Source organism: Nitrospirota bacterium (assembly GCA_016195565.1).
Lineage (GTDB): Bacteria > Nitrospirota > Thermodesulfovibrionia > Thermodesulfovibrionales > UBA1546 > UBA1546.
In genome coordinates this window covers 1-14,592 of record JACPZK010000026.1, presented here as the reverse complement: position 1 = coordinate 14,592, position 14,592 = coordinate 1, and the positions used below count along the sequence as shown (strand labels likewise).

The following is a 14,592-nucleotide window of genomic DNA, read 5'->3' as shown; positions in this document are numbered from 1 at the left end:
ACAGACTACGGATCAATCGCAATTTTTACATTCAAACATTTGTAGCTGCCGAGAAGCTCCAGAAATCTCTTTACAGAAGAATGCAAATTCTTCTTTGACACTGCTTTAAAAAGCAGGGAATATTCCTTTCCCCCCTTTTTGGTGGGCGTGACTGAAGGGCCAAGAACCTCTAAAGCCTTATTGCCTGAAAGTATCTCCCCGATTGCCTTTTCTGTCCTGAGTGCATCGCAATCTCTGCCATTAAAAGTTATTAATGCCAGCTTTGAAAACGGAGGATATAACATTTCTTTTCTCTTTTCTAATTCTTCATCGCAGAAGGAAGCATAGTCATAGTTTTTAAGATGCCTGAAGATATAATTCTGCGGCATCCTTGTCTGAATGAAAAGCGAACCACCGGGTTTTATCTTGTCGGTAATGCCGTACATCTCATGAAATGTCCTTTCAGCAGAGCGGAAATCAGGCTGATTCAGATAGCTGTCAGCATTCAGCACTGCCGCCATTCCTAATTTTTCTGAACTGTGCAGCCTTTTTGTAAGAAGCTTTGTCCCGAGTATTATGGGTTTGCCTTCTGTTATATCAGAGAGGTCTTCAGGAATGCGTTTTCTTTTAAGCATGTTGCTGTCAATCCTCAGCGGCTCGATATCGAAAACTTTTTTAATATTTTCTTCCACCCGTTCTATGCCGGAGCCTGCTGGTTCAAGAGAAAAGCTTCCGCATCTTCTGCACTTCTCAGGAGAACCGGCTATCGCCCCGCAGTAGTGGCATCTCAGAGACTTATCATTCTTATAGAACATAAGCGGAATGCTGCACTTGCCGCATGTCTCGGTGCAGCCGCATTCCTTGCATGTGAGCATGGAATAGCCTTTCCTGTTTATCACAAACATTATTTTTTCGTTCTTACTGATAGACGACAGCGCTTCATTTATAACTGTCTTTGAAAGATTAGGGGCCGGCTGATGTTCATTCCTCATGTTAAGTATTCGTATCTTCGGGCGCTGGGAATATACGTCAGGCCTGATAAGCGTGTATTTACTCCGTTTTGAATTATAAACGGATTCTATCGAAGGACAGATTGATGACAATACAACCGCCGCTTTTTCAAGATAGCCCCTCATGACAGCGATATCCCTTGCGTTGAATCTCAGCCCTTCTTCTGTCCTGTATGAACTGCTGTGCTCATGCATAACCGAAATCAGAGATACATTTTTCAAAGGCGCAAACACCGCCATCCTCGTGCCAAGCACTACATTGCACTGCCCTGAAATGATTTTTTCCATAGCCTCTGAGCGCTGTCCCTTGCTTAAACCGCTGTGCAGCACGCATAACCTCTCCCCTGCTGTTTCTTTGATAAAAGGAAGTACATGGCTTATGTGTACGATTTCAGGCACAAGGATTATCGCGCTTTTGCCCTGCGGCAGGATTTTTGTAACTGTTGCGCTTTCGTATAAAGGACTTGGGGCATGAACAAGAAAGGTTTTATATTCTCTTTTAGAAAGCGATTCTTTTATTTTAGATAAGATGTTTTCGTCTATCTCAATTATCTCATTACTCTCCTTTTCTTCTGTTTTCCCTTTGCTCCGAGCTTTTACTTTTTTGAATGTCTCCTGCGGCAGCATGTTCTTAAGAACAAGTCCTTTATTTGCGATGATGTAATAATCAGCCATCCAGTTAAGGAGTTTCAGCAAGGGCGGTTCAAGCAGAGGCGATTCGCCGTGGATATCGCTGATGTTTTTTATGTTGTCGGACATGGGCGCAGAAGATTTACTGAGGATGATTCCCATTGTTATCTGTTTTTTCAGAGGCGCTGAAACGAGCATTCCGGGATGCGCTTTATCAATCAGATGCTCAGGGCATTTGTATGTCAGCGGGCCCAGATTAATCGGGAAAAGAACATCGACAAATTCCATGATGGATTTTAGCACAGGAGGAAATAGTTTATGTTAGTTTGAGACTCTTGAGGTTTTTTGAAAACGCCTGAGGTCACAGACGCGGTGTTCGTATCGCCATAACCGGTGGAGTGCTTCGTTGTGCGGCAACGCTATTATCCTTTTGAGTGAGCAGCAGACCGTCTCTTTGAGGGAATAATCTCAATCAATGACCTAAGCGCCTTGTTGACTGATTCCGAGCTTGAAAAATATTTTCTAACGTCCGGCTCTAACATAACGGCGCCTTCTTTAAGCTTAAAATATTCTACCGTAGTAGCGCCGTCTGCTTTAAGAATCTCCACTTTATGTCCAGCGCGATATGCCTTATAGTATTTCCCCTGCACTGCCCCCTTCATTCTTGAAAAATCATATTCAGATTTCATGCCTTCTTTTTCCGATATTTCTTTAGAAGTTGCCTTCTTCATAAAATCTCCTTTCATACGCCGTTGCCTTTCTGCAACTGATAATACGTATTTTACCTTGCCGTTCAGTATGAGTCAAAATTAAAATGCTCCCATATGCAGAAAGTCCAATGTTTATATAACGTTCTTCTTTTACGGAATGCTCATTATCTGGGAACGTAAATAGGAATGGGTCATTAAAAATAGTTTTGCCTTCCTCAAAGCTCACTTTATGCTTCTTGAAATTGGCTTTCGCTTTAACCTCATCCCATTCAAATAAAAGCATATTACATATTAATTATAGCTAACATAGATAAATTTAACAATATACGGAAATCAAACCCGAGATTAATCGGGAAAAGGACATCAACAAATTCCATGATGGATTTTAGCATAGGAATAGATGATTCAGGTGGCTTTGGGACTATGGGCTAATGACCTAAATAACCCGAGAGGCGAAACCGAATCGGGTTAATTGATGTGTTGTGTCCTCCATACTTATTGATCACCAATCCTGCTCCTTCGGTTTTGTTTTCCACCACTTTGTTTGATAAAGCGTTTTGGGTTCACCGTAGAAAAATCGCCACAATAAAAAAATTTTTCTTCCTGCCTCGAACATTGCCTCAAGGCACTCTTTTTCTTCGATATCTTGGGTTACACGTTTTTTGCCTGGCTGACTGAATTCCACATGCTTTGCCTCATGAACGAGAGCTGCAGCAATCCACCAGCGTGTTTCCTTCAATGTTTTTTTACCAATAATAAATGTACGTGTACTACAATTGACACGCGAAGGTTTATCTGGGTCTGCATGTATGCAATCTAAATATCGAGTAACATAGGCGAAGTGTTCGGGTGATTTCCTTTCAAGAAGCTTCAGAGCCTTTTGAATCTTTAGCTTGTCCGAATCTCTTGTGCCCGTTATTGTTATCTGTTTCTTAGACATAACATTATTTTTCTGCCGTATGCGTCTTTTGGGGTAATTTTAGGAGAAATTGTGGGTTTGGTCAAGCGAAATCTCCCTTGGCGTGCGAAGCCCACACGATAAATAATTGCGCTAATTTCTTTTCTCAGCTTTTTCATTTAAATTTTTTCCCAAATCATTTATAATTATCCAAGCGCATGACAGCGATTGTTATTATCCCTGCCCGTTATGAGTCAACCCGTTTTCCGGGAAAGCCCCTTGCACCCCTAAATGGCAAACCTTTGATACGGCATGTGTATGAAAATTCAAAGAAATCAAAGCTCGCAGAAGATGTAATCGTTGCAACTGACAGCGAGGCCATATTTAAAACCGTGATTGAATTCGGCGGCAAGGCTGTAATGACCGCAAAGGAACATGCATCAGGCACAGACCGCATAGCAGAGGTCGCCGCTTCTTTGGATTATGATATAATTGTCAATGTTCAGGGAGATGAGCCGCTCATAAGGGCGGAGATGATAGACGACGTTATCAGGCTGCTTGACGACAAAAGGGCGGCAATGGGAACCCTGATAAAAAAAATAGAAGACCCTGAAGAAATATTTGACCCCAATGTCGTTAAGGCTGTTTTTGATAAAGAAGGCTTTGCCATGTATTTTTCAAGAGCGCCGATACCGTTTGACAGAGACCAGTGGAAAGTTAAAAGTGAGGAGTTAAAAAGAAGATTTGAATTACAAACTTTCAACTTTCAACTTTCAACTTTCAACTTTTATAAGCATCTCGGCCTTTACAGTTACAGGCGTGATGTGCTTTTAAATCTTGCAAAAATGGAACCCGTGGAATTAGAGAAAACAGAGAAGCTTGAACAGCTTCGCGTGCTCGTGAATGGATTTCGCATAAAAGTAAAAGAAACGACTTGCGAGACTGTGGGTGTTGATACACCGCAGGACTTAGAGAGGGTGAAGAAATGGCTAAGTTTATCTTCGTAACAGGCGGAGTTGTATCGTCGCTGGGAAAAGGCATTGCTGCGGCTGCAACAGGCGCCCTTCTTGAGGCGCGGGGGCTGAAAGTAACAATCCAGAAGCTTGACCCTTATATCAATGTTGACCCGGGCACGCTGAGCCCGTTTCAGCATGGCGAGGTCTTCGTAACAGATGACGGCGCAGAGACAGACCTTGACCTCGGGCATTATGAGCGATTCACGCATATAAGAACCTCTCAGGCAAATAATTATACGACAGGAAAGATATATTACAATGTCATAACAAAAGAAAGGCGCGGCGATTACCTCGGAGACACGGTTCAGGTTGTGCCTCATCTAACTGACGAGATAAAGCGCGCCATAAAATCAGTAAGCGATAATAATGATGTAGTTATAGTTGAGATAGGCGGCACCATCGGCGATATCGAGAGCCTTCCGTTCCTTGAGGCAATAAGGCAGATGCGCTATGACGTAGGAAGGGAAAACGTTCTTTATATGCATCTTACGCTGGTGCCTTATATAAAGACCGCCGGCGAGCTTAAGACAAAACCCACACAGCACAGTGTAAGGGAGCTGCGCGCAATCGGTATTCAGCCTGACCTGCTCTTATGCAGAACAGACAAGCCTATCACTCCTGAGGCAAAGAAAAAGATAGCGCTCCATTGTAACCTTGACGGCGACTCAGTCATCACGGCAATGGATGTGGATACAATATACGAGGTGCCTATGGCGCTCAGCGAAGAAGGGCTTGACCAGCAGATTGTCAGCAAACTTAAGCTCCCTGCCAAAGATGTTGACCTGATGCAGTGGAAAGATATAGTAAGAAAGTTAAAAGAGCCGAAACATGAAGTAACTATTGCCATAGTCGGCAAATATGTAGGGCTTAAGGATTCATACAAAAGCCTGATGGAAGCCCTTATCCACGGCGGAATCGCAAATGATGCAAGGGTAAATCTGCAGTGGATTGATTCTGAAGAGATAGAAGTCCACGGAGCAGATAAATATTTATCGGATGCAAACGGCATCCTCGTGCCCGGAGGATTTGGTTACAGGGGGATTGAAGGCAAGATTGAGGCTGTAAGATATGCCCGCAAGAAAAAGATTCCCTATTTCGGGATATGCCTTGGGATGCAGTGCGCTGTGATTGAGTATGCACGGAATGTATGCGGGCTTACCGCAAACAGCACAGAGTTTGACCTGAATGCAAAAGACCCTGTAATTTATCTCATGGAGAGATGGTTTGATTTCAGGAAAGGCAGGATAGAAGAAAGGACTGATGTCTCTGAAAAGGGAGGCACGATGAGGCTTGGAGCATATCCCTGTGTTCTTGAAAACAATACAAATGCATTCAAGGCTTACGGCATAAAGGAAATCTCAGAAAGGCACAGGCACAGATATGAATTTAACAATGCATATAAAGGAATACTCTCACGGCACGGGATGAAGATAAGCGGAACAAGCCCTGACGGAGAGCTTGTTGAGATAATAGAAGTGGAAGGCCATCCGTGGTTTTTAGGATGCCAGTTTCATCCTGAGTTTAAATCAAGGCCGACGGATCCTCACCCGCTATTCAGAGAATTTATAGCCGCTTCTTTGAAAGAAAAGCGCGCCTTGTTTCAATATGACGAGAGCGAAATAGAGATGAAAAAAGGCAGAGAGGAAAAGCGCTCTTAACGGCAAACTATCACAAAAGAGGTGAATATAGGAGGCATAAAACTCGGGCGGGGCTTTCTTTCGGGGTTATTCTTCTGACAGCGCCTTTTTGATGGCTTGTGCAATGGCATAGCGTGTGAAAGGTTTTTGAATGAAGCCCTTTGCACCGCTTTTAAGCAGCTTATCTATATCTGTAAAACCATTCTGACTGTAACCAGACAAAAGTATCACCTTTGCATCAGGCTTTATGATCCTTAGCGCTTGAAATACTTCACTCCCGCCTATCTTCGGCATTATTATATCGGTGATGACCAATGATATTTCATCCTTCATCATCTTGAAGACATCTATCCCCTCGCTTCCGTCGCCTGCCAGTAAAACCCTGTAACCGAGAGGCCTAAGTATATCCCTGCAGAGTTCCCTTATATGAGCATCGTCATCTATAACAAGTATTGTTCCTGAGCCCATAAGTTCTTCGGCCTTCAGTGGTTCCTCAATATCTACAGCCTTTGTTATCGGCAGGTATACGCTGAACCTTGTCCCCTTATTGGGCTCGCTGTAAAGATTAATATATCCTCCATGATTGCTTGTTATTAAATGCACTGTATAAAGTCCGAGCCCTGTGCCCTTCCCCTCCTCCTTTGTGGTAAAAAATGGATCAAAGATCTTTCTTTTTGTATCTTCATCCATGCCCAATCCTGTATCTGAAACAGATAGTTTCACGCCGCTATCTTTGTCCCAGGGGATGCTATCTTCTGCGCTTACAACTGCGGTCTCTATGGTCAATATACCTCCATCAGGCATGGCATCGCGGGCATTTATAGACAGGTTCATAATCACCTGCTGAATTTGGGTGGAATTTGCCATTATCAATGGTATGCCTTCTTCAAGCTTTGTAATAATCTCTATATTTTCTGGAATGGTCCTCCGAAGAAGCTCTATTGAGTGTTTAGTGACCTCATTTATGTCTACAGGTTTTGTTTCGATTTTCTTCCTTTGTGTTATTGTAAGCATCCCCTTTACCAGCTCTGTTCCCCTTTCTGCTGCGTTGTATATTATATTTGCCGGTTTGTAAAATGGGTCGCCTTCTTTTGCCATCTCCAGCATAATCTCAGAGTATCCCATTATGGCTGACAGAAGATTGTTAAAATCATGGGCTATGCCTGATGCAAGGGTTCCTACCGCTTCTATCCTCTGTGACCTTAATAGTTGTGCCTCCATTTTTCTTCTCTCAGTGACGTCCCTGAATACCAGAACTGCACCGATAATCTTCCCGCCTTTATCAATGATCGGGGCGCCGCTATCTGCTATGCTCCTCTCTGTACCATCCCTTGATGTGAGGAAGTGGTTATAATGGACACCTATGCTGCCGGTCTTGAGAACCTTTCCCACAAGGTCCTCAATAGGTTTTCTTGTTTCTTCATTGATTATATGGAATACCTCCCTTAAAGGGTTGTCCTCAACCTCGGTTATATGGAATACCTCCCTTAAGGGTTTGCCCTCAACCTCTTCAACTGTCCAGCCGGTGAGCGCCTCTGCTGCCTTATTCATCAAAACTATCCTGCCTTCTGTATCGGTGGCGACAACACCGTCACCAATGCTTCTGAGCGTCACTGCCAATCGCTCCCTTTCTTCAACCAGTTTTCTTTCTGCGGAATATAGCTCTAAGGACGCATGATTGAGGGATTCCCCAAGTTGTTCTATTTCAATAAAGCTATGTTCCACAGGTATCTGTTCGCCCTTAAGGTCATCCAGTTTTCTGGCAAAATCAGTAAGCCTCTTGATTGCTCTAATAGGCGGCCTGAGGGTTATAAGAATAAGCACAAAACTCACAAGGATTCCGGCTATGCCAATCAGCAGGCTGTTCCTCCATAGAATTCTCTTCATATCTGAGACCGTATCCATGCTGTAGTTAACCTTAACCCAACCAAGCAAACTGCCCGCGGTGATTGGTTGATAGATAACTATCTGGTCATTTTCGATCTGAAGGGAACCCTTAGCCGAAGATGGTATTTTGATGGATGGCAAACCGTAAAGAATGGCAGGTGACGAACCCGTGTTATGAACAATATCTGTAAGCACTTTTCCATCCGTATCAGATACCTGAATTCTCCGGACATCAGGGAGTTCTGCGGAGCGCAGGAGGAAGACCTCCATCGCTGCATAGTCTCTGATAACGAGATAATTTGCACAGCTAATGGCTAAGTTATTTGCTATTACCTCTGCATTTAGTTTCAGTGCCTTCAGGTAGACCTCTGCCTGTCTTTTCCCGGTAAAGTGTCCATAAGAAAGAAAAGTCAGAGTGAGGATTAATGACACGAGTAAAAGGAGATGTCCGTATAACCGTCTTGGCATCAGGCCCATTTATTCGCCACCTATAATTAAATATCTTTCAAGTTCAAGTCTCTCGAGCGGTAGATAGTCTCTTTTATAATACACCTTCATGGGCCTTGAGAGTCTTACCTTTTTGAGCATATCCTGGTCTTCTGTATCCTCAGCAAGTTTTAATACAGCATCTATTACCGCCTGTCTTATTTTTTCAGGGATCCGTGGATGTGCAACCAATGGATGTGAAGGGAGTTCTTGTGTCTTATAGATTATCTTAAGCTGTGAGATCACTCCCTGGGGTTCCTTGTTTAAGGCTGCAATATTAGAGCCTCCAATAGCTGCGTAGCCAAGGATAACATGCCGAAAGACATTGGTGTGAGTTGTCACATCCCTCTGTGTAAACTGAATCTTATTCTTTCCCTTCAGTTGTGCACGCACAACGATTGCTGCTGCTCAGGAGTTTGGCGCAGGAAATGCGATCTCTTCGCCCTTAATATCCTCTATAGAATTGATGGGGCTGTCCTTAGGGACGACGAGGATACCTATTAGCGGTTCTTCGCTCCTCACAAGGGGAATGTATCCCTGTGTTTTCTTTGCCACAACAGCATGATATGGATTCAAAAAGGCAAAATCAGGTATGCCCTTCTTTATGGAATCCTCAATCTCTGTAAATGTGCTGTATACATTTAGCTGGATATCTGCCCCTATCTCATTTGAGAGCCGCTCAACGAAAGGCGCCCAATCTCTGTGTATAGTCACAGGCGGTGAAAAGGGTGAAACTGCAAGGATATACACAGGCCTGTCCTTTTCGGCATGCGGGGAAGCTATTATAACCAGAGACAACAGCAGGCTGGCAAAAATAACAAGTGATCTCTGAAGGTACATCCTCTTTCTCTCCTTTTGCTTAAAAGGATATTTAAAAAGTATTGACTATAGTATACTATAAAATCTGAAAATCGAGAGGGATTTTATGGAAATAAAAATCAATAACATAAGCGTCGGCAACAATAATCCCCCCTTAATCATTGCAGGCCCGTGTGTTATTGAGAGTGAAGATGTAACGCTGCACACGGCCCAAAGGCTGAAGGATATATGCGGCAGCGCCGGGATGCCCTTTGTATTTAAATGCTCCTATGACAAGGCAAATAGGACCTCAATAAAATCTTTCAGGGGCCCGGGAATTGAAAAAGGATTAAAAATACTTTCAGACATAAAAAGCAGATTAAACATTTCCGTTATTTCCGATGTGCATTCTATTGCAGAAGTGAAACCTGCATCAGAGGTTCTTGACGCGTTGCAGATTCCCGCATTCCTGTGCAGGCAGACTGATTTAATCATTGCCGCATCAAAGACAGGAAAACCTGTGAATATTAAGAAGGGTCAGTTTCTTGCTCCATGGGATATAAAAAACATCATAGAAAAATTCACAGCAGAGGGCAATCATAATTTGTTTATCACAGAGAGGGGCGCATCTTTCGGATATAACAACCTTGTCGTTGACTTCAGGGCCTTTCCGATAATGCGTTCTTTCGGCTATCCTGTGATTTTTGATGTAACGCACAGCCTCCAGCTTCCCGGCGGACAGGGCAGTTCATCAGGAGGACAGAGGGAATTTGCGGAGCCGTTGGCAAGGGCAGCAGTTGCCGTGGGTGTTGACGGCTTATTCTTTGAGGTTCATCCCGAGCCTGAGAAGGCATTATGCGACGGGCCGAATATGATAAGGCTGGATGAGGTTTTGAACCTGCTCAAAACCATTAAAGCCCTGCATCAGGTGATTAAAGAGTCATAATAACAAACATATGGAAAATAGCATTGATATAGCAAAAAAGGTTTTAAAGATTGAGGCCGATGCTGTCGCTGCTCTCGCGGAAAAACTTGACAGCACTTTTGAAAAAGCAATAGATATTATATTCAAAAGCAAGGGCAGGGTTGTTGTCACAGGCATGGGCAAATCTGGTCTTGTCGGTAAAAAGATTGCAGCAACGCTTGCCTCAACCGGCACGCCTGCATTTTTCATGCATCCCGCAGAGGCAAGCCACGGAGACCTCGGCATGGTAACATCAGATGATGTAATCATCGCCATATCCAACAGCGGCGAGACAGCGGAGCTTTCCGGGCTGATTCCTTTTTTAAAGAGATTTAACGTAAGCCTGATTGCGATGACAGGCAGCCTGAACTCCACCCTTGCAAAATCAGCAGATGTGCATCTTGATGTGTCTGTCAAAGAAGAGGCTTGCCCTCTCGGAGTCGTGCCCACAGCATCAACAACAGCAGCGCTTGCAATGGGAGATGCGCTTGCCGTGGCCCTTCTTGTGAAGAGGGGGCTGAAGCAGGAAGATTTTGCATTCTTTCATCCCGGAGGGAACCTCGGGAAAAAACTGTTTATAAAAGTCAAAGACCTCATGCACACAGGAGACGCCCTTCCTTTTGTATCTCCGGAAACCGAAATGATAAAAGCGGTTGTAGAAATATCATCAAAACGGCTCGGAGTTGCGATTGTCAGTGATGCCGGCAAAAAGATTTTTGGGGTTTTAACTGACGGAGATATACGCAGGGGCATAGAAAAATGGGGCAAGGAATTCTTTGATATGAAGGCCGGAGAGGTCATGACAAAAAATCCAAAGACAATCTCCGAAGATGAACTTGCGGTAAAGGCGCTCTCAATAATGGAAACCCATTCTATAACTTCCCTTGCAGTCCCTGATGCAGATGGAAAGGCTATCGGCGTAATCCATCTGCATGATATTTTAAAACAGGGGATTGCGTAGCAAATTATAGAGCGGCAGAGCAGTAGAGCAACAGTCCAGCAGTCCCAAACAATCTTTCTTAAAAACTACTGAGCTACTGTGCTATTGCTCTAAATTTGATGCTTCTGAAAAAGCAGGTTCTCTCTCCTGTGTGGCAGGCGCCTGCGCCGCGCTGGGTTACTTTTACAAGCAGGGTGTCCTCATCGCAGTCATAAAGGATTTCCTTAACTTCCTGCACATTTCCGGAAGTCTCTCCTTTCATCCAGTATTTCTTCCTTGAGCGCGACCAGAAGTGCGTAAATCCTGTTTTCAAAGTCTTTTCAAGAGATGTTTTATCCATATAAGCCATCATCAGGACTTCATTGCTTTCCGCATCCTGTATAATTGCAGGGATTAACCCTTTCTCATCAAATTTCAATTCCTGTATCATAATTCCTCCATCAACCGCTTTGATTTTAGCATAAAATAATATTCTGTTGTCGAACCCCTTTGAGCGACATTAGAGAATTCTGAAACCGTTAATTTAGCTGTCATTGCGAGAACCCTAAGGGTTCGTGGCAATCTCATCAGAAACTACGAGATTGCTTCGCTTTGCTCGCAATGACAACCTTCTATGTCTATTTTTCGGCATCATCTTAATATTTGCTATTTTATTTCTGTTTTCAGATAATGAATAAGAATGGCTGATAACACTATCCACAGCATATTCTTAAACACATCGGAAAAGCACGGGGATAATATTGCCTTCCATTACTTTGACCGCACATGGAAGACGCTAACCTACGGCGCATTTGCCTCAGATTCAAAAGCCATCGCATCCTGCCTGATAAAAACAGGAATCAGCAAGGCTGACAGGATTGCGATATTCTCGGAGAACAGGCCTGAATGGTGCGCCTCATACTTAGGAATCATGATGGCTGGCGCAATTGCAGTCCCGATAGACTCACAGTTGAATGCTGAGACAGTGCGAAATCTTTTGATTGATTCTGAATCAAAGATTATCTTTTTCAACTCAAAGACAGAAGCAAATGCAAATGAAGCAGCCGCAGGGCTGGATATAAGGAAAATAAACATTGATTCTTCTGATTTTAAGGAGATATGCGGATTTACCCCGATAGAAGCAGCGCTTCCCACGGGGTTTAAAGAAACAGTCCCTTATCCAGAGATATCGCCTGAGGATATCGCATCTATCATCTATACATCAGGGACAACAGGGATTCCTAAAGGCGTGATGCTGACTCACGGAAATTTCTGCTCTGATGCGGAGGCTCTGATAAAGGCAGGCGTAATCACAAAATCCGACAATGTCCTTTCGCTTCTGCCTCTGCATCATACCTACCCGTTCATGTCCACATTCCTTGTGCCGCTTTTTTTAGGCGCGGCAATAACATATTCCCCGAGTTTAAAGGGGCCTGACATTACCGCATCAATGAAAGACAGCGGCGTTACTATTCTTGTCGGCGTTCCTCAACTGCTTGAGATGATAAAAAACGGGATTATGGATAAATTTAAAAAACTTCCAGAGCCCGCGCCATTGTTAATGAAAACCCTGTTGAAATTTTCCGGCAGTCTGAGAAAGAAAACAGGCATTAATATCAGCAAGGCAATACTCAAACCCGTTCATAATGCGCTTGGAAACAGGTTCAGGTTTTTTGCAAGCGGAGGAGCAAGGCTTGACCCTGAGGTAATGCGCGGCCTTGAGGCGCTTGGCTTTACAGTGCTTGAAGGCTATGGCCTTACAGAGACATCTCCTGTTGTCACATTCAACCCGATGAGCAAGCGGAAGCCCGGCTCTACCGGAAAACCTCTGCCTTCCGTGGAGATAAAAATAATAAACCCTGCGGACGGAAGTGTATTAGGTTTGATGAAGGAAGGAGAGATTGCAATCAGGGGCCCAATGGTAATGAAGGGCTATTATAAAAACCCCTCCGCAACAGAGCAGGCAATCAAAGACAACTATTTTTTCAGCGGAGACCTTGGATATATTGACGGAGACGGATACCTGTTTATAACAGGACGCATAAAGGAAGTAATCGTTCTCGGTTCAGGCAAAAACATATATCCTGAAGAGGTAGAAAAAGAATATTCAAAGATACCGCTTATTAAGGAAATCTGCGTGCTGGGCCTTGAAGAAAAAGGCAGGATAGAAGCCCTTCATGCAATCATTGTCCCTGACATTGACTATGCAAGGCAGCAACAGACAGGCAATATCCATGAGGCGCTGGGATGGGATCTGAGCCGTATCTCAGGCAAACTGCCGCCTTACATGAGGATTAAAGGGTTTACTCTTTACCCTGAACCTCTGCCGAGGACTCCTCTCGGAAAACTGAGAAGGTTCATGATTAAAGACCCGATAAAAGTTAAGAGTGAAAAGTTGAAAGTTAAAAGTGAAGATAAAGAACTTATGGCAGATGAAACAGGCAGAAATGTCATTGAATGCTTAACGCCTCTGCTTAAAGAACCTATGCCTATTCAAGCCAAAGACAACCTTGAACTTGACCTCGGGCTTGATTCGCTTCAGAGGATAGAGCTTGTTGTCAGCCTTGAAAATAAATTTTCCATAAAACTCCCTGAGGCCTTTGCATCAGATATCCAGACAGTTGGAGAGATAGTGGAGAAAATGAAGGGGTTAGGGGTCAGGGGTCGGGGATTAGCCTCTGAAGCAGAAAAAACAGAAACAACACTCTCGGCAGTTTTTTCTCAGGAGCCTTCTGAGGAAGAGAAGAAAAAAGTCGGCCTTAAACAAGGTGCAGTAGAATGGTTTTTTGTATCACTCCTCATGGGGATTATCAAAATGTTCTTCAGAATATTTTTCAGGCTTGAAGTTAAAGGGGTAGAGAATATCCCTAATGTCCCGTTTATAATCGCCTCAAACCATTGCAGCAATCTGGACGGCTTTGCAGTCGCTGCCGCTCTCCCTCTAAATATTTACAGGACACTTTACTTTCAGGGATTTCAGAAATATTTCACAAGCAGGCTGACTGCCTTTTTTGCGAGGCTTGCTCACGTTATCCCAATAGACCCTGAGACATATCTGGGAAAAGCGCTCCAGCTTTCTGCCTATGTATTGAAAAACAACAAAGCCCTCTTCATATTTCCTGAAGGCGGAAGGTCTTATGATGGGAATCTCATGGAATTTAAAAAAGGCATCGGCATTCTTGCTCTTGAACTTCATGTGCCTGTTGTCCCTGCAATGATAAGGGGAAGTTTTGAGGCATTGCCAAAAGGCGCATTCCTGCCGAGATTTAAAAAAATAACAATACGTTTTGATAAGCCTTTTTATCCGTCATTGCTGGACATAACCGGAGAACAGCACGGCAGAGACAAATATCAGTTGTTTGCTGATAAGCTAAGGGAGAGGGTGAAAAACTTAATCCATTAATCAATGCCGGATAATTACAAGCAAGATGATATGGGCATCCTTTATTGTCATTGCGAGCGCAGCGTGGTAATCTCTCTTTTTTCGTCACTGTGTTTTCCGTAAAGCGTATCAAGTGGGCTTTGTGGCGCATTAGACATGTCGCGCAAGACATGAGTGTAAATCATAGTCGTCTCGACATTCTTGTGTCCGAGAAGGCTCTGCACCTCCCTGATGTTGACGCCGCTCTGAAGCAGATGCGTGGCGAAGCTGTGTCTG

The 14,592-nt window shown here is 43.8% G+C and carries 14 protein-coding genes; 5 read left to right on the top strand and 9 right to left on the bottom strand.

The window, feature by feature from the left end; all coding sequences use genetic code 11:
* Nucleotides 1-5 precede the first annotated feature (5 nt).
* From priA to HY035_08435, 4 genes are all read right to left on the bottom strand, one after another.
* The gene (gene priA / locus HY035_08450) at nt 6-1,907 is read right to left on the bottom strand and encodes a primosomal protein N' (GenBank protein ID MBI3378409.1); all 1,902 of its coding nucleotides are present in this window, start codon (nt 1,905-1,907) and stop codon (nt 6-8) included.
* Nucleotides 1,908-2,041: 134 nt separating this feature from the next.
* The gene (locus tag HY035_08445) at nt 2,042-2,350 is read right to left on the bottom strand and encodes a hypothetical protein (GenBank protein ID MBI3378408.1); all 309 of its coding nucleotides are present in this window, start codon (nt 2,348-2,350) and stop codon (nt 2,042-2,044) included.
* A complete protein-coding gene (locus HY035_08440; GenBank protein ID MBI3378407.1) occupies nt 2,331-2,612 on the bottom strand; it encodes a BrnT family toxin in 282 nt (93 codons plus the stop codon). The genes HY035_08445 and HY035_08440 overlap by 20 nt, the downstream gene beginning before the upstream one ends.
* Nucleotides 2,613-2,831: 219 nt before the next feature.
* Nucleotides 2,832-3,269, bottom strand: a complete 438-nt coding sequence (locus HY035_08435; GenBank protein MBI3378406.1) for a hypothetical protein — start codon at nt 3,267-3,269, stop codon at nt 2,832-2,834.
* Nucleotides 3,270-3,445: 176 nt separating this feature from the next.
* Here HY035_08435 and kdsB point away from each other — a divergent pair, with 176 nt between their 5' ends.
* Together kdsB and HY035_08425 are read left to right on the top strand one after the other, a co-directional pair.
* The gene (kdsB, locus tag HY035_08430) at nt 3,446-4,234 is read left to right on the top strand and encodes a 3-deoxy-manno-octulosonate cytidylyltransferase (protein MBI3378405.1); all 789 of its coding nucleotides are present in this window, start codon (nt 3,446-3,448) and stop codon (nt 4,232-4,234) included.
* Nucleotides 4,213-5,901: a CTP synthase gene (locus HY035_08425; protein ID MBI3378404.1), complete on the top strand. Its 1,689-nt coding sequence runs from the start codon at nt 4,213-4,215 to the stop codon at nt 5,899-5,901. The genes kdsB and HY035_08425 overlap by 22 nt, the downstream gene beginning before the upstream one ends.
* A gap of 66 nt (nt 5,902-5,967) precedes the next feature.
* On the opposite strand, the gene HY035_08420 is transcribed toward HY035_08425, so the two are convergent.
* From HY035_08420 to HY035_08410, 3 genes are read right to left on the bottom strand one after another with little or no spacing between them, the layout of a single operon-like run.
* Nucleotides 5,968-8,235 (bottom strand): response regulator, encoded by a 2,268-nt coding sequence (locus HY035_08420; protein ID MBI3378403.1) that lies wholly within the window; start codon nt 8,233-8,235, stop codon nt 5,968-5,970.
* A 9-nt stretch (nt 8,236-8,244) separates the two neighbouring features.
* Complete coding sequence (locus HY035_08415) at nt 8,245-8,646, bottom strand: PhnD/SsuA/transferrin family substrate-binding protein (protein ID MBI3378402.1); 402 nt, start codon at nt 8,644-8,646, stop codon at nt 8,245-8,247.
* A 15-nt stretch (nt 8,647-8,661) separates the two neighbouring features.
* Nucleotides 8,662-9,093 (bottom strand): PhnD/SsuA/transferrin family substrate-binding protein, encoded by a 432-nt coding sequence (locus HY035_08410; protein MBI3378401.1) that lies wholly within the window; start codon nt 9,091-9,093, stop codon nt 8,662-8,664.
* A gap of 85 nt (nt 9,094-9,178) precedes the next feature.
* Between HY035_08410 and kdsA the strand changes: the two genes are divergently transcribed.
* Both kdsA and HY035_08400 read left to right on the top strand, forming a co-directional pair.
* The gene (kdsA, locus tag HY035_08405) at nt 9,179-9,997 is read left to right on the top strand and encodes a 3-deoxy-8-phosphooctulonate synthase (protein ID MBI3378400.1); all 819 of its coding nucleotides are present in this window, start codon (nt 9,179-9,181) and stop codon (nt 9,995-9,997) included.
* Nucleotides 9,998-10,007: 10 nt separating this feature from the next.
* Nucleotides 10,008-10,976, top strand: a complete 969-nt coding sequence (locus HY035_08400; GenBank protein ID MBI3378399.1) for a KpsF/GutQ family sugar-phosphate isomerase — start codon at nt 10,008-10,010, stop codon at nt 10,974-10,976.
* A gap of 73 nt (nt 10,977-11,049) precedes the next feature.
* Here HY035_08400 and hisI read toward each other — a convergent pair whose 3' ends face one another.
* Nucleotides 11,050-11,385, bottom strand: coding sequence for a phosphoribosyl-AMP cyclohydrolase (gene hisI, locus HY035_08395; GenBank protein ID MBI3378398.1), 336 nt, complete (start codon nt 11,383-11,385; stop codon nt 11,050-11,052).
* Nucleotides 11,386-11,634: 249 nt separating this feature from the next.
* On the opposite strand from hisI, the gene HY035_08390 reads away from it, so the two are divergent.
* Nucleotides 11,635-14,337 (top strand): AMP-binding protein, encoded by a 2,703-nt coding sequence (locus HY035_08390; protein MBI3378397.1) that lies wholly within the window; start codon nt 11,635-11,637, stop codon nt 14,335-14,337.
* A 47-nt stretch (nt 14,338-14,384) separates the two neighbouring features.
* Here the strand turns inward: HY035_08390 and HY035_08385 are convergent.
* The coding region (locus tag HY035_08385) for a tyrosine-type recombinase/integrase (protein MBI3378396.1) at nt 14,385-14,592 on the bottom strand (208 nt) is incomplete at its 5' end.

Bases quoted from the DNA above. Each gene is read 5' to 3' on its own strand.
- kdsB (MBI3378405.1), top strand. From the start codon at position 3,446: ATGACAGCGATTGTTATTATCCCTGCCCGTTATGAGTCAACCCGTTTT.
- HY035_08425 (MBI3378404.1), top strand. From the start codon at position 4,213: ATGGCTAAGTTTATCTTCGTAACAGGCGGAGTTGTATCGTCGCTGGGA.
- HY035_08435 (MBI3378406.1), bottom strand. From the start codon at position 3,269: ATGTCTAAGAAACAGATAACAATAACGGGCACAAGAGATTCGGACAAG.
- priA (MBI3378409.1), bottom strand. From the start codon at position 1,907: ATGGAATTTGTCGATGTTCTTTTCCCGATTAATCTGGGCCCGCTGACA.
- HY035_08410 (MBI3378401.1), bottom strand. From the start codon at position 9,093: ATGTACCTTCAGAGATCACTTGTTATTTTTGCCAGCCTGCTGTTGTCT.
- kdsA (MBI3378400.1), top strand. From the start codon at position 9,179: ATGGAAATAAAAATCAATAACATAAGCGTCGGCAACAATAATCCCCCC.
- HY035_08420 (MBI3378403.1), bottom strand. From the start codon at position 8,235: ATGCCAAGACGGTTATACGGACATCTCCTTTTACTCGTGTCATTAATC.
- hisI (MBI3378398.1), bottom strand. From the start codon at position 11,385: ATGATACAGGAATTGAAATTTGATGAGAAAGGGTTAATCCCTGCAATT.
- HY035_08400 (MBI3378399.1), top strand. From the start codon at position 10,008: ATGGAAAATAGCATTGATATAGCAAAAAAGGTTTTAAAGATTGAGGCC.
- HY035_08390 (MBI3378397.1), top strand. From the start codon at position 11,635: ATGGCTGATAACACTATCCACAGCATATTCTTAAACACATCGGAAAAG.
- HY035_08445 (MBI3378408.1), bottom strand. From the start codon at position 2,350: ATGAAGAAGGCAACTTCTAAAGAAATATCGGAAAAAGAAGGCATGAAA.
- HY035_08440 (MBI3378407.1), bottom strand. From the start codon at position 2,612: ATGCTTTTATTTGAATGGGATGAGGTTAAAGCGAAAGCCAATTTCAAG.